This is a genomic window from Xenorhabdus budapestensis (assembly GCF_002632465.1).
GTDB lineage: Bacteria > Pseudomonadota > Gammaproteobacteria > Enterobacterales > Enterobacteriaceae > Xenorhabdus > Xenorhabdus budapestensis.
This window is the reverse complement of sequence record NZ_NIBS01000003.1, coordinates 1-16,519: the sequence shown is the minus strand read 5'-3', so window position 1 is coordinate 16,519 and position 16,519 is coordinate 1. Positions and strand designations below refer to the sequence as shown.

At 41.8% G+C, this 16,519-nt stretch carries 16 protein-coding genes and 4 pseudogenes; 5 read left to right on the top strand and 15 right to left on the bottom strand.

Annotation, left to right across the window (positions count from 1 at the left end; genetic code table 11):
- Nucleotides 1-56: 56 nt before the first annotated feature.
- Entirely contained in the window at nt 57-1,409 is a 1,353-nt protein-coding gene (gorA, locus tag Xbud_RS04395; RefSeq protein WP_099134927.1) for a glutathione-disulfide reductase, read from the bottom strand.
- 137 nt (nt 1,410-1,546) lie between these two features.
- Nucleotides 1,547-2,389 (bottom strand): 23S rRNA (adenine(2030)-N(6))-methyltransferase RlmJ, encoded by an 843-nt coding sequence (locus tag Xbud_RS04390; RefSeq protein ID WP_099134926.1) that lies wholly within the window; start codon nt 2,387-2,389, stop codon nt 1,547-1,549.
- 797 nt (nt 2,390-3,186) lie between these two features.
- Between Xbud_RS04390 and Xbud_RS20365 the strand changes: the two genes are divergently transcribed.
- On the top strand, nt 3,187-3,618 hold the full coding sequence (locus tag Xbud_RS20365; RefSeq protein ID WP_339353670.1) for an endonuclease/exonuclease/phosphatase family protein: 432 nt from the start codon (nt 3,187-3,189) through the stop codon (nt 3,616-3,618).
- Nucleotides 3,619-3,731: 113 nt separating this feature from the next.
- Here Xbud_RS20365 and Xbud_RS04375 read toward each other — a convergent pair.
- The 4 genes and pseudogenes from Xbud_RS04375 to Xbud_RS04360 form a co-directional block, all read right to left on the bottom strand.
- Nucleotides 3,732-4,267 (bottom strand): annotated as a pseudogene (locus tag Xbud_RS04375) (terminase TerL endonuclease subunit); the annotation flags it as partial.
- A pseudogene (locus Xbud_RS04370) lies at nt 4,266-4,652 on the bottom strand (phage major capsid protein); the annotation flags it as partial. The pseudogenes Xbud_RS04370 and Xbud_RS04375, both read right to left, overlap by 2 nt.
- A gap of 123 nt (nt 4,653-4,775) precedes the next feature.
- On the bottom strand, nt 4,776-5,171 hold the full coding sequence (locus Xbud_RS04365) for a DUF1240 domain-containing protein (RefSeq protein ID WP_099134923.1): 396 nt from the start codon (nt 5,169-5,171) through the stop codon (nt 4,776-4,778).
- Nucleotides 5,168-6,088, bottom strand: coding sequence for a hypothetical protein (locus Xbud_RS04360; protein WP_099135137.1), 921 nt, complete (start codon nt 6,086-6,088; stop codon nt 5,168-5,170). The genes Xbud_RS04365 and Xbud_RS04360 overlap by 4 nt, the downstream gene beginning before the upstream one ends.
- A gap of 334 nt (nt 6,089-6,422) precedes the next feature.
- Between Xbud_RS04360 and Xbud_RS04355 the strand changes: the two genes are divergently transcribed.
- Nucleotides 6,423-7,120 (top strand): IS1 family transposase gene (locus tag Xbud_RS04355; RefSeq protein ID WP_244589851.1). Its coding sequence is split into 2 segments (ribosomal slippage): nt 6,423-6,672 and nt 6,672-7,120, totalling 699 coding nucleotides; the frame shifts between segments, so codons are not numbered across the junction.
- Between the two features lie 84 nt (nt 7,121-7,204).
- On the opposite strand, the gene Xbud_RS04350 is transcribed toward Xbud_RS04355, so the two are convergent.
- Nucleotides 7,205-7,819, bottom strand: a complete 615-nt coding sequence (locus Xbud_RS04350; protein WP_244589850.1) for an Arm DNA-binding domain-containing protein — start codon at nt 7,817-7,819, stop codon at nt 7,205-7,207.
- Nucleotides 7,820-8,223: 404 nt separating this feature from the next.
- On the opposite strand from Xbud_RS04350, the gene Xbud_RS04345 reads away from it, so the two are divergent.
- A complete protein-coding gene (locus Xbud_RS04345) occupies nt 8,224-8,589 on the top strand; it encodes a DUF1090 family protein (RefSeq protein WP_099134922.1) in 366 nt (121 codons plus the stop codon).
- A gap of 38 nt (nt 8,590-8,627) precedes the next feature.
- On the opposite strand, the gene Xbud_RS04340 is transcribed toward Xbud_RS04345, so the two are convergent.
- Together Xbud_RS04340 and Xbud_RS04335 are read right to left on the bottom strand one after the other, a co-directional pair.
- Complete coding sequence (locus Xbud_RS04340) at nt 8,628-9,230, bottom strand: hypothetical protein (RefSeq protein WP_244589849.1); 603 nt, start codon at nt 9,228-9,230, stop codon at nt 8,628-8,630.
- A 943-nt stretch (nt 9,231-10,173) separates the two neighbouring features.
- A pseudogene (locus Xbud_RS04335) lies at nt 10,174-10,380 on the bottom strand (recombinase family protein); the annotation flags it as partial.
- 485 nt (nt 10,381-10,865) lie between these two features.
- Between Xbud_RS04335 and Xbud_RS04330 the strand changes: the two are divergent.
- Nucleotides 10,866-11,555: a helix-turn-helix transcriptional regulator gene (locus Xbud_RS04330; protein WP_099134919.1), complete on the top strand. Its 690-nt coding sequence runs from the start codon at nt 10,866-10,868 to the stop codon at nt 11,553-11,555.
- On the opposite strand, the gene Xbud_RS04325 is transcribed toward Xbud_RS04330, so the two are convergent.
- A complete protein-coding gene (locus Xbud_RS04325; RefSeq protein ID WP_099134918.1) occupies nt 11,556-11,942 on the bottom strand; it encodes a cupin domain-containing protein in 387 nt (128 codons plus the stop codon).
- A gap of 246 nt (nt 11,943-12,188) precedes the next feature.
- Between Xbud_RS04325 and Xbud_RS04320 the strand changes: the two genes are divergently transcribed.
- Nucleotides 12,189-12,464 (top strand): SymE family type I addiction module toxin, encoded by a 276-nt coding sequence (locus Xbud_RS04320; protein ID WP_099134917.1) that lies wholly within the window; start codon nt 12,189-12,191, stop codon nt 12,462-12,464.
- A 58-nt stretch (nt 12,465-12,522) separates the two neighbouring features.
- Here the strand turns inward: Xbud_RS04320 and Xbud_RS04315 are convergent, their stop codons facing one another.
- From Xbud_RS04315 to Xbud_RS04290, 5 genes and pseudogenes are all read right to left on the bottom strand, one after another.
- Nucleotides 12,523-12,876 carry a hypothetical protein gene (locus Xbud_RS04315; RefSeq protein WP_099134916.1) on the bottom strand — a complete coding sequence of 118 codons (354 nt, stop codon included), beginning with the start codon at nt 12,874-12,876 and terminating at the stop codon, nt 12,523-12,525.
- A gap of 1 nt (nt 12,877) precedes the next feature.
- Nucleotides 12,878-13,357, bottom strand: coding sequence for an RHS repeat-associated core domain-containing protein (locus Xbud_RS04310; RefSeq protein ID WP_244589848.1), 480 nt, complete (start codon nt 13,355-13,357; stop codon nt 12,878-12,880).
- Nucleotides 13,358-13,435: 78 nt separating this feature from the next.
- Nucleotides 13,436-13,717, bottom strand: a complete 282-nt coding sequence (locus tag Xbud_RS19515) for a hypothetical protein (RefSeq protein WP_145956612.1) — start codon at nt 13,715-13,717, stop codon at nt 13,436-13,438.
- A 599-nt stretch (nt 13,718-14,316) separates the two neighbouring features.
- Nucleotides 14,317-15,390, bottom strand: a complete 1,074-nt coding sequence (gene xerC / locus Xbud_RS04295; RefSeq protein WP_099134914.1) for a site-specific tyrosine recombinase XerC — start codon at nt 15,388-15,390, stop codon at nt 14,317-14,319.
- 234 nt (nt 15,391-15,624) lie between these two features.
- Nucleotides 15,625-16,519: pseudogene (locus Xbud_RS04290) on the bottom strand (DNA primase); the annotation flags it as partial.

The following is a 16,519-nucleotide window of genomic DNA, read 5'->3' as shown; positions in this document are numbered from 1 at the left end:
AAACGTGGTTTTCAATTAATCATAAAAATAAGAAGTGCTTTCCCTGCATCATCTTCCTATCTCATAGTAACAAACTCTTCTGCCGCCGTTGGATGGATTGCAACCGTATTATCAAAATCCTTTTTCGTTGCCCCCATTTTCAGCGCAACTGCGAAGCCTTGCAGGATTTCATCCATACCGAAACCAATACCGTGGATACCTACAATTTTCTCATCTTTACCCACACAAACCAGTTTCATACGACATGGCTGACGATGCCTTGTCACAGCGGTATACATTGCGGTAAATGATGATGTGTAAACTTTCACCTGATCATCGCCATATTGCTCCCTTGCCTGTGGTTCTGTTAAACCTACAGTACCAATTGGGGGATGGCTGAATACGACTGTTGGAATATTGGCATAATCCAGATGTTCTTCCGGTTTGTTGTTAAACAAACGTTCCGATAAACGACGACCTGCCGCAACCGCAACCGGCGTCAGCTCTACCGCTCCCGTGTTATCGCCCACGGCATAAATACCTTTCACATTTGTATTCTGGTATTTATCGACCTGAATGTATCCTTGCTCATTCAGCTCAACACCTGCTGCCACCAGATTCAGATTATCTGTCACTGGCTCACGTCCAATCGCCCATATCAATGTATCAACCGTCTGTTCCCGGCCATCCTGCAATTGCAGCGTCAAACTGCCATCAGCATTTTTAATCACCGCTTTCGGTATCGCTTTCGTATGCAATGTCGGTCCTTCATTTTTGATAACTTCCAACAACGTATCGACAATCAACGGATCGAAAGAACGTAATGGTGCATGTTTACGAACAAAAAGATGAGTTTCACTTCCCAACGCGTTCAAAACACCCGCAATTTCCACAGCAATATAGCCTGCACCTACGACTGCAACACGTTTTGGCATCTCATCCAGTTCAAAGAAACCATTTGAATCAATACCATACTCCGCACCGGGAATAGCAGGGAACATTGGACGACCACCCGTCGCAATCAAGATATGGTCAGCCGTAATTTTTTCGCCATTTACTTCAATTGTCTTTGCATCAACAAAACGCGCGAATCCCTGAATAACATCCACTTTATTGTTACCCAACACACGTTCATACGACATATGAATACGGTCAATGTAGGAGGAACGGCTGGCAATCAATTTCTTCCAGTCAAAATGATTTACTGTTGTATCAAAACCGTAATCAGAGCCATATTGATGAATAGATTCCGCAATCTGTGCGGCGTGCCACATCACTTTCTTCGGTACACACCCCACATTAACACATGTTCCACCCAATGCTTTTGCTTCAATCAAGGCGCATTTCTGCCCATACATGGCTGCACGGTTAACGGAGGCAATACCACCACTGCCACCACCAATTGCAATATAATCGTAATGTTCACTCATCTTAGGCACTTCCGTCTAATCAATTAACTTACTGACTACAATTTAAGCGTAAATCATATTATTATAAAAAGTTATCACTGTGCATGAAGATTCTGGCTCTCATTATCATAGGCCAGGGCTATCAAACCAATGACGCCTTATTCCGGCACAATCCACTCTACTAAAGTATGTCCCGTCCCTTCAGGAACCAGTATCTGATGCAGCCATGGCAGCACAGACCGCATCTGCTGTTCTAACTTCCACGGTGGGTTAATAACAATCATGCCAGATGCTGTCATACCACGCTGATCACTGTCTGGGCGCACACCGAATTCAATCTGCAAGATTTTGCGGATCCCCGTCGCCTCTAGTTCTTTAACCAGACGCTTAATCTGCTGACGAAGCACAACCGGATACCACAACGCATAAGTTCCCGTCGCAAAGCGTTTGTATCCTTCTAAAATACCTTTAACGACACTCTGATAATCTGATTTCAATTCATAAGATGGATCGATCAGCACCAATCCACGACGAGTTTTAGGCGGTAATTTTGATTTTAGCTGCTGATAACCATCTTCACGCAGAACACGAGCACGCCTGTCACGGGAAAACTCACTGCGTAATAAAGGAAAATCGCTTGAATGCAGTTCACTCAGATTTAGCTCATCGTTTTCCCGTAATAAATGACGGGCAATCAACGGAGAGCCCGGGTAGTAACGCAAAACACCATTCTGATTCAGCGCCCTAACAACCCCCATATAAGCGCTTAACTCTTCAGGAATATCATCACGTTGCCAAATACGAGCAATACCTTCCAGATACTCACCCGTACGCTCGGCATGCTCTCCGCTCAATTGATAACGACCCGCGCCTGAATGGGTATCCAAATAAAGAAAAGGCTTCTCTTTTGTCTTAAGTGATTCAATGATCAGGCTTTGTACAGTGTGTTTAAGCACATCAGCGTGATTGCCCGCATGGAAACTGTGACGATAACTTAGCATTAATTTATTTCCTATTGATTTTTAATAAGTTTTAGTTCTACACAAGGTGAAAAAGTCATTTAATTACCCCACGCGTTACCCCACAATTCATTGCACGAGCACTAAAACACAACAAAGCATAGTAACAAAGTAACTACCGTCATCGCATCTTAAAAAGAGTAAATGGAGGCTAAAGGGACGTGAAGTGTGGGGAAACTAATTACCCCACAGGGGGAAAATCAGATTAGTTCGCTAGCTACTCCAACTTTGTTGAGAGGTTGTGCTGTATTTCATCGAGAGCTACTGAAATGACAGTGACGGGAATGTTCTTGCCAGTGAGAAGATACCCAGTTACGGCTATCTTCTCGGTGATCCCCAAATGGAAATTGGCTATTTTATAATTTATATCCTAAATAGCTTTCCAAAAGGAAAGGACGCAGCTTCCATTATTAATCTATTAGTAGGTTAGGTTTGTATTTATGCAGCTTTAAACCGAATAAAAAATAACATATCGTTAATATTTCTTTTGCCATTAATTAAAACGCAACAATATAATTTACTTAAAAATATAAATTATATACTATTAGAAAATAACCTAAATTTTGATTCATATTATAACTATGACAATAAATAATAATGAAGTTAACTTAAATAAAACTGAGATCTCTTTTGTCTGGTGGAACACAAGTCTTTCTCCTACTAAGAAAAAAAACAGGGCGACCGATGAAGAGACAGATCTTGCATTAACTATGATTAATATTTTTATAACAGAATTTAATGCTGATTGTATTTGTTTGGCATAAGTTTCACCAGAAGATATAGAAAAATTAAAAGTATCAATTGCACCTAAAGGTTACGATATCCTTTCAGGAGTAAGCTCTACTGAGAAAGCAAAATTTGACACCTGCATAATCTATAATACATTAAAATTTTCCACATCTGATCCAGAAAATATCATTACTAAAAGAGGAAAACGCACGTTAAAAGTAGCTCAAAAAATAGAACTTTTATGCAAAATTGATGAGACTATTTTTAATCTTTTTATTAGCCACTGGCCTAGTAGAATGTGGTGTAAAGAAAACAGCGCAGATAGGCATCTTCTTGGTTCTAGGCTCAGAGATGCTATAGATGAGACAAAAAACAAAAATTCGATTGGTAACGTTATTATTGCTGGTGATTTCAATGATGAACCTTTCGATGAATCCATCTCAAACCAACTTATGGCTACAAGAGATCTGAGATTAGCTTAAAATAGCAATGACTTACTTTATAATCCATTTTGGCGTCATATGAGCAATCATAGTTTTTACACCCAAAATATATCTTGCCATATGCTAAATGGAACTTATTATTGGAAAAGTGATAGTATAGTTTGCGGAAACGGTTCAACATCCAGCCCCGCACCCTGTAGCTGGGTTCTTAAGTGGGTAGCATTCCATGTCTCGAAGCCCACCAGCTTGATATCAAAGTGCTGGCTGTCTTTGAGAATGTCATCACGGATACGTCATAATCAATGCAATCGCCCTGTGTGGTACGTATCCAGCCTATTTGTGCCCATTGACGATACACCGCCCGATTCTTATTGGCAGGATTTTGTAACTGGGCTTCGGGCAAGTAATGGCGGGTCAGTAATAACAGTTTGTTTTTGTTATCCACGGGGAAAGTGTAACAGATACTGGTGATATCGCCTGTTAAGGATAAATCCAGTCCAGCGTAACACTCCAGCCCTTTCAGGTCGTTTTCGTCATAGTCGAGTTGGCAGGATTTCCATGTCCCTTCACCCATCCACGGTATTTCACCCTGACACCAGATATTAAAGCGTTTGGTTAACATTTCCGTCCATTGTGACGGAATACCCCGCGCTTTCTGGATGGTGTCATGCAAAGCAGCACTGTCCAGTACAAATTCGGCGCATGACAGATTCATCAGTTAATTGCTGCATGATCTGTTTGTTGAGTTCAGGGATAACGGTATACCCGCCGTCTGCTGGAACGCTGGTAGATAGGGAGCGGGCTTCGCCAGTCAGAATATAGTGGCGCAGTTCGTCATTGCTGAATTTTTTACTGGTCGGCTGGGTCTTTGCCTGATTGCGTTCTTCGTCAGACAGTGCCTCATAACGGGCAATTTCCGTATTCAAGGTATCCGACTGGCTGCGCAATTCATCAAACTGTTTGGCTTCATTCTCTGTTAGAGAACACTTTTCATCTTCGGCTTTGGTAAGCAGAGAACGCATTTGATAGGTTAAATCGGATTTTTGTTGGCGTAATTCGAGAAGTTTTTTCATGATATTTTTCGGAGTAGTTATCTTCTTTAAAACACTATTTAACACCGTGAAAAATAATTAAAAAGCCTCTGGAATTTAGAGGCTAAAAAAGATAAAACACGAAAAAAATATTTACAAAAAAATTCATTTACACAGTGACAAATTTTTCACATAGGTTGTTGGGGACATCCACGATATTTTATCACATGTCAGATAACCATCATTTTTTAACTTATAGCCAACATAAAAAGATATAGGAAAACTAACTACAAATGATGTAATCATAAGTACACTCAAGTACTTAATGATTAATTTATTATATTTTGGTGTTCTATTAAATAGAACAAAAAAAATAGATCCTGATAAAGAGTAAAATATTATAGGGAAAGACATAATACTTATAATAACTGCACCAGAGAATGTTATCTCATCTTTCATTAACACCAATGAAACAGCACATTCAACAATGAAGCACATCATAAATGTAAGAAATAATAACAATATTACTCCAGATAATGCTTTTAAGTATTTACTATTCACCTAATTCTTCCCATCGTATTAAAAAAATATTGTAAGTCTACTTCCGGTGTTCTTGGCTTTCTTTCCATTGCTTCTTTTAAGAGTGCTATTAATTTTTCGCTTATTCCATATTGCTTATCAACAAGATCTAAACCGATAGCCACTATAATTCCAACAGCTAAAACTATTCCCGCAACAGCAATAATACTTCCACCTAAAAAAGCAGTGGCAGTTAAAAGTGACCCCGCAATCCATGAGGATGCAGCAATAATAGCGGTTTTAGCCATATCCATTGTTATGTTGCCGATAAAATCAGCTAAAGTATATTCATCCTTAAAAATACTTTCTATCAATCTATAGCCAATCGAAAAGACAATACAGAATCTAACACCTTTGATAATACTAGCATTAAGACCCTGCTGTCCTATCCCCATGGCTAACATTTGAGGGTGGCTAGCGCCGTATCGGGTTCCTCTGACAAGACGCCTAAGACCCGCATGACCTGACAGGTGAATATATTTTTTCCCATTTTCTCCCACATAGGTTTTTGCAGTAATATTTAACCTCTTAAATTCCCGGCAAACATCAGAGAATCCATGTGAATCATAGATATTTCCAGCATAGGTAGAAATAGGGTCTGTGACAGAAAACACTGCTGCTATAAGATTTTTCTTCTTATATTTTACCTCGCTACCTCTTGCAAACTCTTCGCCATAACTTGGCTTTTGTGGAGGGCTAGGATTAATATCTTCAATAATACTTTGAGCCTGAGCCAATGTAAGCATATAGTGATACTGGGTATTATCACTTAATACCTTTTCTAACCCTATAGAATCAAAAAACTCATGCTGAGGGGTTAACTGGTTAATTCCCACTTTTCCATTTAAGTAATCCCCCAAATAACCATCCCATGTGGGATTATAACTTTTACGCCTTATCATTTAAGCTCTCCATATTATTGCATATCTAATAATTACAAATATCATCATAATACTAATAAAAAATAACTGTCTTATATCCCCTGACTCCCCTAAAAATCTTTTTGAAGCCATCCACTGTACACATTATGCATAATTTTTAAGAGGCCTGTCATATCTGGGTTTGTGACCATTAATATGGTATTCATTAACTATTAACCTGTTAACTCAAACTTTTTCAGATTATGTATAGGATGCATGCTTAGTGTACAGAAGAAGAATAACTATACATCCTATTTTTATATTTAAAATCGGTCATGACATCAATTTATTGAATCGTGTATAGAACATTCAGATGGCAAAGATTGATGTGACCTGCCCCTCTTGTCATGCCGTTAAAGGGATCCACCGTAATGGGCGTTCGCGTTCTGGTCATCAACGTTATCTTTGCCAATCCTGCCGTCACTCTTGGCAATTGGAATTCACTTATACCGCTTGTCGTCCCGGTACACATAAGCAAATTGTCGATATGACCATGAATGGAAGGGGATGTCGTGCGACAGCGCGTGTCATGGGAATGGGTCTGAATACGGTTCTCCGCCACTTAAAAAACTCAGACCTCAATCGGTAACAGAAGCCATTGTCCCCGGCACCGAAGTCATTGTCTGCGGTGAAATGGATGAACAATGGTCATATGTGAAGTCAAAGAAGCAGCCCCGTTGGCTCTTTTATGCTTACGACAAACTCAGACGAAAAGTGATCGCTCACGTTTTCGGCCCAAGAACAAAAAAGACCTTGATGCGTTTGATGGCGTTACTGGCTCCTTTCAACATAGTGGTCTGTATGACCGATGGCTGGAAAAGCGATGAAAAAACACTGATGGGGAAATTGCATGTGGCCAGCAAGCGTTATACACAACACATAGAGAGACATAACCTGAATCTTCGTCAGCATTTGGCAAGACTGACTCGCAAAACCTTATCTTTTTTAAAATCCGTGGAAATGCATGACAGAGTCATGGGGGATTATTTAAATATTCATCACTATCAATAAATTGGAATCATGACCAGAAATCAGAATGTATAGATTTAAGCACATCAGATAATTCATTTTCTGTTAATATTCTCTTTCGCTTATTTAACCGATATCCTGCTTTGTAATCCCTTCCAAAACATGAGAAACAGCAAATCGTCTGATTCGACAAAATTTAAGCGCCTGCTGTGACATTTGCAAAAGCATTCCTGCCATACTGGGAGCGACCTTTTTCACTTGGTCAAAACGCCTAAGCCAATAAGGGGTATCACAATCAGAAAGAGCCATATCGCTAATATAAGGGAACAGGTGTTTATTAAAACGTTCTCTGTATCTATTGGCATTCACTAAATTATTATCAACATATACAGTTAACCAATATTCTATAGCATCCTGAACAATGACTGGTTTTAATGTTTCTTCCCTATCCAGCTTTATCATTCGTTGGGGATCTTTGCCATCGGCTAACCATGTTCGGCATTGAGTGCGCATCTCTCTGGCTTTGGCTAAAGACAGATCAGGGTATCGCCCAAGTGTCAGTAACTTTGCTTCGGTTTCCCTTCCACCCAATCGATATTTATAAACCCAGCTTATGGAACCCGCCTTTGTGACACGAATCATCAACCCAGCCCCATCAGATATTTTTCTCACTTTGTCAGAGTGAGTTCCCAGTAACGCTTTGAGCTTTTTATCTGATAAGCGATTTATTCCAGCAGTCATTTGGATCTCTATCCCAAGATATTTGTTACCCCACCGATTACCCCACAGTATGTTGCAAAAGCGGAAAAACGACAATAAACACTGGAACAATATACAGCATCAAAATTAACCTAATTGATTGATATATATTGAAATTAAGTACAAATACGGTAACACCCGAACACTAAAACTCATTGGTGACGATAACTTAGCATTCGATTTTCAAACCCCGGGAGAGAAATATTGGTAAATTGCCTAATGCCAATCAGGCAACAAAAAAGCATTATTCCTCATTCTCACAAAAAAAGATAAAAGCCTCCATTCTCCCCCCTGTCAGTTGTAACTATGGTCGAATTTTCAGGATCAAATCCAGATCAGCATATAAAATTTTGGATAAAAACTTAAAACCATATTAGGAATAATTCATGAAGTCGAAAACTATGATCTTATCTGTACTGATCGTTTTCAGTATGAGTATTGCCTATGCAAACCCCAGTAAAGCTGGATGTGAGGAGAAAAAGAAAACATTAGAAAAACAACTTAAGTATGCAAAAAATGATAAGAATAAAAGATTGATTGCCGATTTAACCCGAACGCTGGAAAGCCTCAATGCAACTTGTGAATGGGAAAGACATTTAAAAAACTCGCAAGAACAACCTCCAGCACATCAAAATAATTCAGCTTCTGATACTCCCTCAAATAAAGCTAGCTCCTCAAAAAGTTCACGTTCCCGCTTTGAATACAAAACAAAGAATAAAACTAAAAAAGTACAGGCCAAAAAGAAACAATAGACCTGCACTGAAGTACCAACCAATATAATTGTATATATTTACAAGTTTTTTTCCTTAATCTGCTGTGGATTGGAAGGAGATAACTTGTAATAAACTTTATCGCTTGCAGGAGGCCTCTTTTCAATTTTCATTGAAAGAATCGCGTTTTCCTTAGAGATAACGTAATAATTCAAATAATTTCCTTTCCCATCATAAGGATACTGAAAATCCGGTTTCAGAAATTTTTTCTCATAAGATTTTACATAGGGATCATACTCATCTTCATAAACCACTCGCTGATTTCTGACAAAGATAATCTTATAAAAAAGGCTGGCCTTTCCTGTAAATGCAGCCCCGATGATACTCTCAATATCTTTATGATCCATTCCCTTATCCAGGACATACATTTTATCCCAGTCAAAGGATGCGATTTTATTCATATCAATCAGACAAGCAGTATTTTTTTGACAATGTTTATCTGCATAATCGATAATACTCAACTTACTGTTATTAACAGATAAAAAGAAAATAACAATGCCCAATATTAATGCAAGTGCGACAATGTTATTTTTGTTGACAGCATGGAAAAACATCATTCCTCCTTCATAATCAAACTTGATATGAGAACACGGTTTTGGAATTTTACCCTTGTTAATCAACACATCACTAAAAACCTTGCTATATCCGTTTTATTACAACGTCGTAATCTCATACTCCATATTGAATATCAATAAAAATCAGTACGAAAAATCCCCTCAACTGCTTTCAATCAGCAGCTTTGCCATTACAAATTTACAAAATGTTACGAGAATATCACTTCACTTATGGAGATAGCTCCACATCACTCGCAATAAGTGACTGCGCTACACTGCTACTTCATGTCTTAACTGAGGATATATAAGGTAACGAATCAACCTCTATTTTTATTATTTTCAGCATAAAAAGCACTATGCAGGGGGGATTTATGCAAAGAAAAAGTATATTAAGTTTACTAACAATTTTTTCTGTTTCAAATAGAAAAATATGGTAAACAAATAATAAATGAGACGAATTGTTGCTAATGTAGTTTAGTAATGATCTTTAGCTAATTAAGCACATTAAATTTTCTATAAAAAATAGATTTGAGCAGATAAGCTGAAAGGAAAACACTGTCTATTCATACAGAATAGTGTTTTTTCATGGTGAATTTTATTTCTTTCTCATCTCTGAATAAATTATATTATCATAATTGACATCCCTTTCAGGACAAAGATAATTAATATCTATGTGATGGATTTTTTCATATTTTATCGTATAGCTGAAGTTACAGAAATAAAAAATAACATCCATATAATCTTTAATTATACACATATATCTGACAAAAATAGCTTTAAGCATTTCAACCCAAGTATAAAGATTATCAATAACATATTCATTAGGATTTTTATCCTTTAATATTATAATCCCATCAACAATATCTCTTTTATCAATCTTTTTATGGACACTAATCTAATATTACTTTAGTCACAGAAATTTCATATCTGTCAAATAATTCCGCTGCCTTATTAGTATAAAGAGCAAGTTAATTACCTCCAGATTTCGGTTTAGCTCCTCTGTAATAATTCTTTTTTCAACGATAACGACTTCACCGGGCTGAAAGTCTGCGATCATCGTGAGTAGTTCAGGTCTGTCAGCCCTAGCTCCGGATGCTTTTTCCCAATAAATACCAGCAAAGTAGAATCTATTAGCGGTCACCATTTTTTCAATGGCCGCTTGGCGAGATAAATCCTGTTCAGAGGAACTTATTCGTTCATAAATTCGGGCAATTTTCATGGATCAATGGTCAAAATGAATATAGATAATTTTGACGCAAAACCAATGAGCACGCAGTAGTGTGCATAGTTATGCACGCGCTTAAAATCGCGTTATATGAGACTGTTATGTTAAATGCGGATGGTTACTTATTACAAAGCGAAGTGTTGCTTTATATGTAAACATTAGCCCATCGTCCATGTAGCACCGCCACATGCGGACGACTTTACAAAACGTTGGGTCAGAGCGATGTCCCTACATTAAAGTTTATACCCAATTCAGGTAAAAAAATCCTCACAATTAGCTAGTCGCATCTATTTGATTATACTATTGAATTTTTTCACTTAAACAGTTAATCTGACAACGCTAAACCATGAAAGCTATAGTAATATCATTCATATTTAAAATTACATACTCTATGGATTTCAAAATACAACTTGAAAGACAACGGGTATAAATATGAGAAAGAATAATAATTAATCAGGATGATTTTCAGAAGGTAGCATATGAATTGTTCAGTAGAAAAGTTGATTAATCCGCTAATAAAATTTTGGGAAATTAGTAATGAGCCATGGGGTGCGAAAGATCATACCTCAAAATTTATATATGCTAATAAAAAATATCATGAATTACTTTCCCTTCCTAAAGGGTATGATGTAGGGGGCCATTTTGATGGTGAACTTCCGGCATCTACTGCAAATTTTCAGGATGAATTTCAGAAACACGACAGAAAAGTTGAAACTTTATTAGATCGGGTCACCTCTATTGAAATTCATCCTTTTCAAAATCTCCCCTACCTTCAACCATGGTATTTCGATAAATATCCATTAATTGATGAAAATGGGACATGCAGAGGAACTATTTTCCATGGAAGGCCGGTAGATACTATAACACTAGAAAAGCTAAGCAAAATAAATATGCAAACATCATTAGTTTTTACCCCCCCATCAGCGTTTTTTAGCAAAAGAGAATGGGAAATAGTGTTTTATATTCTGCAAGGTTTCTCCACTAAAGATATCGCTGAAAGACTATTTCTGTCCCACAGAACAATCGCCAATCACATCCAAAATGTTTATCAAAAAACAGGGGTAAAATGTAAGAAAGATTTAGTTGGATATTGTTATGAACATAACATAGCTAACTATATCCCTGAAAGCTTTTTCAGGGAATCACAGTCTATCACTTTTGCAAAATAATTATTCACATATATCTGCAAAACATACCCTATCATGGGATAAATGGGACTCTGGGCATAAAAATATTAATTTTACATTTTCATAAGCGACAAGTTGATGTGCTGTATTTGGATAAATACAAAAAATACACCCCTGGGAAAATCGCTTTTTTTGGACATCATGAACCTCATTATCTACTACTTCACCTGTCCATATTTCTCCTTCACCAGAAAGTATTATATACCATTCATCTCCACTACTATGATTGTGGCACCCAACTCTCTTTCCTGCATTGATAAACGTAGCATAAGCGTTTAGCCCTTCTTTTTTTATAATCTGCCTGACAGAAATACCAACAGCATCATCTTTGATAGCATCTTCTGTAGAAAAACTAGCAAACTCTATCACAATTACATCCTTATATTTCGAATGAGTATTTTTTACTCTTTATTAAGCTAAGCGTTCAAATTTAACATCTATCCATATGTAAAAAAACAAATTCTTACAATTATAATAACGATATCTCATTAATTTTAAAATATTACCATTTTTACCTACACCAGGGAAAACGTGTTCATTTAAAATTAAAATCCTAGAGATGATCCACGATACTCAACGTTCTCTGTCCGCTCCGATACCGGGAATAGTCAGCAGATGGTCATAACCGGTTTGCTGATGGGAAAGTGCCACAATTTCGTTACCCATTTTAAAGGACAGTGGCTTAAAGAAGTCGGATTTGATATGGGCTGTACACTCACCGTTAAAATCATGGATGGCTGTCTGGTGCTCATTACTGACAGTGACGACACCCGCAACATCCGGCAACAGTACCAACGCCAGCAAGACCAGCTCAGTGAAATTAAGCTGCGAATGCGCGAACTGATTGGTGATTACAAAAGCCGCGAAGGGCAGAGAATGAGCCGCTCTTAAAAAAAGAAGAAAGCCGGAAGATCACGGGGATCTTTCCGGCTTTGTTTGATGTTAATTTTTATTCATCGTATTCGATAGTTGCTTCTACGGCTGCTCTAATCCAGTCCCAAAATGAGTCAAATTTACCGACATATTCATAACCTTCACTTGCAAAATCATGGATAATAATAACTTCATGTGGGTTATTTTTATCCCAACACATGATGTCATCATTATCTTCCCGACGAGCAAATGGAACGATATCCCTATATGGGTATCTTTTTTTTAATCCAGTATAGTGATCTCGTAATCTCTCACCTTCCAAAATTATCCAAGGATCAAAATTAAGCAAATTTTGCTCAACTATCCTAAGAAACTTACGAGGATAAGAAAACCATTCTGGAAGTTCTGTTTTGGTTAGTAATTGTTCCATATTAATCTAGCGACCCTATTACATTTGAACCATCAGGATATCTCTTTCTATATCCTGCATTTTGTTTTCCTATACGGAGATTAATAGCTTCTTCCCATGTTGATGGGATGCTTTTATAGGTTGTAAAGCGCTTAATGAATTCTTGTGGTAAAGGCGTTGAGCCGTCATGTACTCTGGCTTTTACATTAACATTGGCTCTCGATGCGGCTAAAACCCTAGTGTTATCTATTGTTGTCAGTCCGCCATCTTTCATTCTAACTACATCAATTGGATCTCCAGCCCAACCTTTAGCTTTCATGCTTTGAGTTATTTCAGCAGCACCATTAACTGAGTTTTGGCTAAATCTGATGGTTCTGGGATCTAACTCAACAACCTCAGGCGCTTTAAGTTTTACAGGCTCCCCTTTATTTCCAACCCCGCCTGCTAGCCCAAGTGGATCGGTCCAATTCGCAGGGTTATGTACGTAAGAGTAAGGATTCACCCCGCCCAGCAGCCCGATCGGGTCATAGGGTGGGTTCGGATGCGGTCATACTGTTTAAAACGATTTTCTCTTTGATTATCAGCTTGTTAAAGAACCGTTTTTACCCGTTCCGCCCATCCCCGCTAACTTAAAACGCCGATAGGCACTTTTGCGATTTTTTGGCCGATGCGCTTTGATGCACCTGCGATGCAGTATAGCGGCCATTTTCTGCCGTGATCCGCCGAACAGACTGGGGTTGTGATCTGTTTCACTTTCGGCAACGGGCGAACGTCGCCCAACTTGCTTGGGCGGCGGGCGCACGTTCTGCGGGTGCGGGCGGCACAGAGCCTGCCAGCGGCGCCCTGCGACGCTCTCAGGCACCGAGGCTTAAGATTATTATTGCTTTGGTGGTTGCACTGACCATCAGGGAAGCCTCCTGCGGGGGCTGCACGGGGCGGCGATGGCGAGCACGGCAACGAGCGAGGAGTGCAGCGACTGCGAGCCGGGCGCAGCCAGTGCAGCAGGGTCGGGGTGGGGGAGGTAAATTAGCGGAGGCCGCAGGCCGACCTGCCTACTGCGTTGTTGGCCTGAGCCAGGTCAGGCAGCTAAAGAAGAAGTGATTTTGCCGGAACGTGTCACGGTGCTCAGGATTGGCGCGGTGTTTGCCAAGCTGGTGCTCAGACGCTGACAGCAGAAGGCGCAGCCTTGTGCGTCACACCCGGCGATGCCGACCAGCGGGGGCGCAGACATAATGTAAATTATACGCTGCGAACCGCTCTCTGAGGCTGCTGGCTGGCTGTGGGGCTGCCCGGTGAGTGGCGTATAATTCCCCCACATTATGTTGAGTGGGCTTTGGGCGGCCTGCACATTCTTAACGGGGACACCGTGGCTCAGGCCGCCCATTGCCCACGTACCCCCGCGAGCACCGAGGCTGACGGGCAGTCCGGCCACGGTCTGCCCCCGCACCGCTCCCAGCGAACTCAACGGGGACGATCGGGCTGTCCGGTGCGCGGTAGTGTCGGTTCGGTGTCCGGCTCTCCGCTGGCACGGCCTGAACGGCTCTTCGGTGCTTCGGTATGATTATCTGCTTCTGAGAATGCCGGATGCTCACGCTCGGCCGGATGGGTCTGGCTGTGCACCTGCTTGAGCTGTTTGATAGCGACTCGCGTATACACTTGGGTGGTATTGAGTTTTTCGTGTCCCAGCATCGCCTGGATATGGCGGATATCGGCCCCGTTGTCCAGCATCTGGGTCGCCATTGAATGCCGGAACAGGTGACAAGCGCCCGGCTTGTCAAGCTGGGCCTGCTGCCGGATGGCTTTCGCGGCGATATGCGTCAGGTGCCCCGGGCTGAGCGGGCTGCCCTTTTGCGAGATAAACAGATAACCGCTGTCATGACTTTCTGCCAACTGTGGCCGGATCTGTATCAGATAGCGTGTCAGCCAGCCCAGCGCCCGCTCACCGATGGGGACAACCCGGTCTTTATGGCCTTTGCCCTGATTAATCACCATCGCTCCGCGTTCGAAGTCGATATCCCCCCGCCGAAGCTGACGCAGCTCCATGCGCCGGATGCCGCTGCTCCAGAGGATTTCCAGCATCACCCGGTTGCGAAGCCCCAAGATACTCTGGTCGTCAAGGCTGTCCAGCACCTGCGCGGTTTCTTGTTCACTCAGGATCTGGGCGGGCAACCGCTTCTCTTCTTTCGGTAACACTAACTGCTCAGCCGGGTTGTAGAGAATGTGGTGGCGTTGCAGCAAGTAGCGGAACCATAACCGCAGTGTGCCCAGACGTTCACGCTGGCCGTTATTGCTGTAAGGCTGGCCATCGGCCTTACGGTAGGCACGCAGATAACGCTGCCAGCTTTCCAGCAACCCCAGCGTGACCTGTGCCGGATACTGCACGGTGCGCTGTTCGCACCAGTCCACGAAGGGCAGCAGCCGTTCCCGGTAGCTTTCTCGTGTGCGCGGGCTTTTTCCCTGTGCGGCTTGCGTATCAAGGTACGCTTCCAGTTGCTGGCGTAAGGTGGCGAGCAGGGGATTATGTGGGCTTGTCATCGGATTCTCCTTCTTTTTTGTTGTGTGAGTAGCAGAGGGGGCTGTACGGCCGGATGGGATTGATTGAGGTGGCCGGAACAGTGTTTTTTGGCGGATGCCGACCACTTTGATGGGAAGCCTTGCCGTCTCTGCCTTTACCGGGATTGAGCTATCCCGACTGTCTGCCGACAACAGGCCGACTGACAGGCGACCGATTGAGTTTTAACCCCGACCGGATAACGTCATACTGCCCATTCAGGGAACAATAAGGCCGCTCAGGTGCACGGCCTCGCTGTCTGCCCCGTCGAACAGCAGTTCATAGACGAACGTCAGGCCGCGACGGTGCAGCAGCAGGTATTCCATTTCGACCAGTCGTGAGAGATGCACCTTGAGCTGGGTATCACCCCACTGCACTGCATCCCGTAACTGCTTGCGGGTAAACAACATTTCATGGCGGAGCTGGCCGCTGTTTCTGACCCACGCCTGTATCAGCAGCAACAACCTGCGGGTCTGCGGCGGCATTTCGTCCAGCGTCCGGCCTAAGATCTCGTGCGCAAGCTGGTTGGCGAGCCGGATATCGTCTTGGGTCACTTCGATATATTCCAGTGTTTTGCCGCGATGCTCCGCCGTTTTGATTTCCCGCTGGTACTGGTGCAGCAACGCGATGCTCTGGATTAACGTCAGGTATTTCATATGGTCACGGCGGGTACGGGTCTTATCGCTCATGAACGTTAACTGGCTGGCATAGGGGTTCACCACATTCAGCGGGCGCAACAACCGCTGGGCGTTCTGGTGAAGCTGGGTCAGATAGTCCCGCTCGTTCTCAGCCAACAGGCCTTCGAGGGTTTGCTTCTGGCGCTGCACCGCATGGATAGCTTCGGTCTGTTCGCGGGATTCGTTGACCGTCAGCACCAGACAACGGTTCAGTAATTCTTCATCCACATCAATGGCGGTCGTGGTGAGCATCAGCATCACCGGGCCTTTCACGGTATAGCTTTTGGTGACGAGGTTGCCGGTTGCCTCATCCTTGCCCGTGCTCGCCATCGTCAGTTCGCCATCACTTTGCAACAGCTTCAGCGCATAGGCGGCCTGCCGTACCCCTTCTTCTTCGGCGATAGCTAATATCTTGTGCTGGAGATTAGTTTCACCG